Source organism: uncultured Salegentibacter sp. (assembly GCF_963972535.1).
In the GTDB taxonomy this organism is placed as follows: Bacteria; Bacteroidota; Bacteroidia; order Flavobacteriales; family Flavobacteriaceae; genus Salegentibacter.
The window spans coordinates 1-4,595 of sequence record NZ_CAXAVR010000156.1; the positions used below are offsets into that span (position 1 = coordinate 1).

The window sequence follows — 4,595 nt, forward strand, 5'->3', positions numbered from 1 at the left end:
GAATTTTATCTTGTGCCTGAAGGGGGAACAAATGATTTGGCCGTAAAAGGTTGCCAGGAAATTTTAAACGAGAAAGACGGGCAATTTCATTTTATAGCAGCTTCAGTAGGTACCGGTGGGACTCTTGCAGGCTTGATAAACGCTTCAGATATAAATCAGAAAGTTTTAGGTTTTCCGGCTTTGAAAGGTGATTTTCTTTCCGAAGAAATTGAAAAATACAGTATTAAAAATAATTGGGAATTAAAAATCGACTATCATTTTGGGGGTTACGCTAAGGTAGATTCGGAATTGATAAATTTTATTAATATTTTCAAAAAAAAATACAAAATTCAATTAGATCCGGTATATACGGGAAAGCTAGTTTTTGGTATTTTTGACCTTATAAAAGGCGGGTATTTCCCTTCTGGAAGTAAGATTCTGGCCATTCACACCGGCGGTTTACAGGGAATCCAGGGAATAAATATGATTTTAAAAAAGAAAAAATTGCCTCTAATCACTTTTTAATATGAGAATTAACCGGTTTTTTGTTTTAATTTTTCTCGCCGCATTTGCGGTTTCCTGCGGAAGCAAGAAAAAAGTAGTCACCACTAAGAAAGATTCTAACAGGGAAAATGCTTTCACTGAATCGCCAAATACCGCAATAGAAGGGGTTAAACCTTTAGATGGAGAGCCTATGTTGCCCCCTGTAAATCCACGTCTTTATACGGTAGAAGATTATATTCGGGATTTTGCTGCGGTAGCTATGGAAGAGATGCGGCTTTACAACATTCCTGCGAGTATTACCCTGGCCCAGGGAATTTTAGAATCTGGTGGTGGAAAAGGAGATCTCACCATGCGCGCAAATAATCATTTTGGAATTAAATGCCACGACTGGAAAGGTGCTAGAGCTTATCACGACGATGATGCGCGCGGCGAATGTTTTAGAAAATATAAAGATGCTCGTTATTCTTACAGGGATCATTCACTTTTTCTCACAGAAAGAAAACGTTATGCAGAACTTTTTGAATTAGATGAAGACGATTATAAAGGTTGGGCTAGAGGTTTGAGAAAGGCAGGTTATGCTACCGATAGACGTTACCCAGATAAATTAATTAGTCTAATTGAACGTTACAGACTTTATCAATTTGACGCAGATGTACTTAAAAGGCCATCTCCAAGTTATACTTATACGCCCGAGTCTCCAGAGTCGGTTACTTACAAGGTTAAAAAGGGCGATACTTTATACAGGATTGCAAAACAGCATAATACCACAGTAGAAGAATTACAGCGATTTAATAATTTAAGAGATACTAATATTTCCGTAGGGCAAATGTTGGTAATTATCTCTGCAGAATAAAAATTTATGATCTATAAAAGAAGTAGCGAATTGTTCGCTTCGGCACAAAAAGTAATTCCCGGCGGAGTAAATTCCCCGGTAAGAGCATTTAAAGCAGTGGGTGGAGATCCCATTTTTATTAAAAAAGCCGAAGGAGCTTATTTGTATGATGAAGACGGAAATAAATTAATAGACTATATAAATTCGTGGGGACCTCTCATTTTAGGTCACGCTCACAAACCGGTAATCGACGCCGTAATAGATATCGCAAAAAAAGGGACTTCTTTTGGAACTCCTACCGAAATTGAAACTAAAATCGCTGAATTGGCGGTAAAAATGGTGCCGAATATCGATAAAATAAGAATGGTGAATTCTGGGACCGAAGCGACTATGAGTGCGGTTAGGCTTGCACGCGGATTTACCGGAAAAGAAAAAATCATAAAATTTGCCGGCTGTTACCACGGGCATAGTGATTCTTTTTTAATCCAGGCCGGGAGTGGTGCGGTTACTTTTGGTACGCCAAACAGCCCAGGCGTTACGCAAGGGACGGCAAAAGACACTTTACTTGCAAAATATAATGATCTTGAAAATTTAGAATCTTTAATTGAAGCTAATAAAGATGAAATTGCCTGTATAATTATTGAACCTGTTCCCGGAAATATGGGCTGCATTCCTCCCAATAAAGGTTTTCTGGAAGGTTTACGTGAACTTTGTGATAAAGACGGTATTTTATTGGTCTTTGATGAGGTGATGAGCGGCTTTAGGCTTGCTGCAGGAGGCGTGCAAGAACGAATGGGAGTGAATGCTGATATTGCCTGCTTTGGAAAAGTTATTGGTGGAGGTTTGCCGGTTGGTGCTTTTGCCGCACGAAATGAAATTATGGATTATCTGGCTCCCGTTGGGCCGGTTTACCAGGCGGGAACTTTAAGCGGAAATCCTTTAGCCATGGCTGCGGGACTTGCGATGCTAACTGAACTGGATAATAACCGAAGTATTTTTGAAAGTATAGACAAGAAAACCGCATATCTTCACGAAGGAGTAGAAAAAGTACTTTCAGAAAATAATGTAGCACATACCATAAACCGTGTAGGTTCTATGATTTCCATACATTTTGGGGAAGAACCCGTTGTTGATTTCGAATCTGCCGCTAACTCAGCTGGAAATGGAATTTTCAACAAATTTTTCCACGGAATGTTAGAAAACGGAATTTACATTGCGCCAAGTGCTTTTGAAACCTGGTTTATAAGTGATGCTCTTTCTTATGAAGATTTAGACACTACAATTGAAGCGGTGAATAAAGTTGCAAAAACACTTTAATTAAAAAACCTCACAGATTTTTAAACCTGTGAGGTTGCATTTATTTAATTCATCCTGAATTTATTTCAGGAACAGGATTTCTTAATTTCGTTTGCCTCGTTTAAAAAAAATAAAAGCGCCCGAAACCCGGACGCTTTTAACCTACAATTTATTCAAAATTCAAATTAAGCAGCGGGAAGATCACCTTCTCCTTTTCTTGGTAACAGAGATTTTCCCATTAAATATTTATCTACGTGGTAAGCAGCTTCCCTACCTTCAGAAATTGCCCATACAATTAGAGATTGGCCGCGTCGCATATCACCGGCGGTAAAAATATTAGGAATGTTGGTTTGATAAGCTTCGTCTCCCTTAATATTTGTTCTGCTATCAAGTTCCAATCCTAATTGTTCGCTTAAAGTTTTTTCCGGACCTGTAAATCCTAAGGCTAAAAGCACCAGTTCACAAGGCCATTCTTTTTCAGATCCTTCTACTTCTTTTAGTTGAGGTCTTCCGTTTTCCCCTTTTACCCATTCTATATTTACCGTTTTTAAAGCTTTTAAATTTCCTTCTTTATCACGAATAAATTCTTTGGTATTAATGCTCCAGTTTCGCTCAACACCTTCTTCGTGAGAAGAAGTAGTTTTTAGCGTAAACGGCCAGTAAGGCCAGGGATTTTCCCTGTCTCTATGCTCTGCCGGCATCGGCATAATTTCAAAATTAATTACCGATTTTGCGCCGTGACGGTTAGATGTGCCCACACAATCTGAACCCGTGTCACCACCTCCAATAACAATCACATTTTTACCTTCGGCAGAAAATTTTTCGGTTTGTTCTTTTAAACCGTCTACAACTTCATTATTATTTTTTAGGAAATCCATTGCCTGCATTACACCGTCGCCTTCGGCTCCATCAATTGGAAGATTTCGGCGTTTAGTGGCGCCACCACATAGTACTACGGCATCAAATTCTTTAAGTTTTTCAGCTTCATAATTTTCACCTACATGAACTCCGGTTTCAAATTTGATTCCTTCTTCTTTCATAATATTTACCCGGCGATCTATCACGTGTTTTTCCATTTTAAAATCTGGAATTCCATAACGTAAAAGTCCGCCAATTTTCTTGTCGCGTTCAAAAACAGTAACCTCGTGACCGGCCCTGTTAAGTTGTTGTGCTGCTGCAAGACCTGCAGGACCCGAGCCAACAACTGCGGCTGTTTTTCCTGTTCTGGATTTTGGAGGTTGTGGCGTTACCCAGCCTTCTTTAAATCCTCGCTCAACAATATATTTCTCAATAAGTTCAATCGCCACCGGCGGATCTGTGATTCCCAAAACGCAAGCCGATTCGCAAGGGGCCGGGCATAATCTCCCGGTAAATTCAGGAAAATTATTGGTGCCGTGTAAAATGCTAAGTGCCTTTTTCCAATCGTTTTTATAAACTGCGTGATTAAAATCTGGAATTAAGTTTCCAAGCGGGCAACCGCTATGGCAAAACGGAATTCCGCAATCCATACACCTTGCTCCCTGGTCTCCCAATTCTTCGGGAGACATTTCTTTTGTAAATTCTTTATAATCTTTAACTCGATTTTCAACAGCTTCTGTCTCTTCCACCTTGCGGTCGTATTCCATAAAACCTCTTATCTTACCCATAATTATGCTGTTTTGAGTTCTACTTGTTCTTTTAACATTTTCTCTTCTTCCATTTTTTGTAAAGCCTTTTTATATTCTGCAGGCATTACTTTTATAAACTTACCGGCATTTTCTTCCCAGTTTTCCAGGATTTCTTTTGCTACATCGCTCTCGGTGTAGCGGTAGTGATTTTCAATAAGTTCTTTTAATTCTTTTTTATTTTCTTCTGAAGGATCTTCTAATCCAATCATTTCCATATTGAAATTATGATTGTCTAAAGTATTATCGGCATTATAGATATAAGCGATTCCCCCGCTCATTCCAGCAGCGAAATTTCTTCCTATTTTTCCTAAAATAAC

4 protein-coding genes and 1 pseudogene are annotated in these 4,595 nt (G+C 38.9%); 3 read left to right on the forward strand and 2 right to left on the reverse strand.

Annotated elements, in window-relative coordinates:
- The 3 genes and pseudogenes from AACZ30_RS12960 to hemL form a co-directional block, all read left to right on the forward strand.
- Positions 1-504: pseudogene (locus AACZ30_RS12960) on the forward strand (1-aminocyclopropane-1-carboxylate deaminase/D-cysteine desulfhydrase); the annotation flags it as partial.
- Between the two features lies 1 nt (position 505).
- Positions 506-1,336: a glucosaminidase domain-containing protein gene (locus AACZ30_RS12965; protein ID WP_339649865.1), complete on the forward strand. Its 831-nt coding sequence runs from the start codon at positions 506-508 to the stop codon at positions 1,334-1,336.
- A gap of 6 nt (positions 1,337-1,342) precedes the next feature.
- Positions 1,343-2,632: a glutamate-1-semialdehyde 2,1-aminomutase gene (hemL, locus tag AACZ30_RS12970; protein ID WP_339649866.1), complete on the forward strand. Its 1,290-nt coding sequence runs from the start codon at positions 1,343-1,345 to the stop codon at positions 2,630-2,632.
- A gap of 164 nt (positions 2,633-2,796) precedes the next feature.
- On the opposite strand, the gene AACZ30_RS12975 is transcribed toward hemL, so the two are convergent.
- Together AACZ30_RS12975 and AACZ30_RS12980 are read right to left on the reverse strand one after the other, a co-directional pair.
- The gene (locus AACZ30_RS12975) at positions 2,797-4,257 is read right to left on the reverse strand and encodes a glutamate synthase subunit beta (RefSeq protein WP_075325902.1); all 1,461 of its coding nucleotides are present in this window, start codon (positions 4,255-4,257) and stop codon (positions 2,797-2,799) included.
- 2 nt (positions 4,258-4,259) lie between these two features.
- Positions 4,260-4,595, reverse strand: a 336-nt coding sequence (locus AACZ30_RS12980) for a hypothetical protein (RefSeq protein ID WP_339649869.1), incomplete at its 5' end; no start/stop codon positions are given.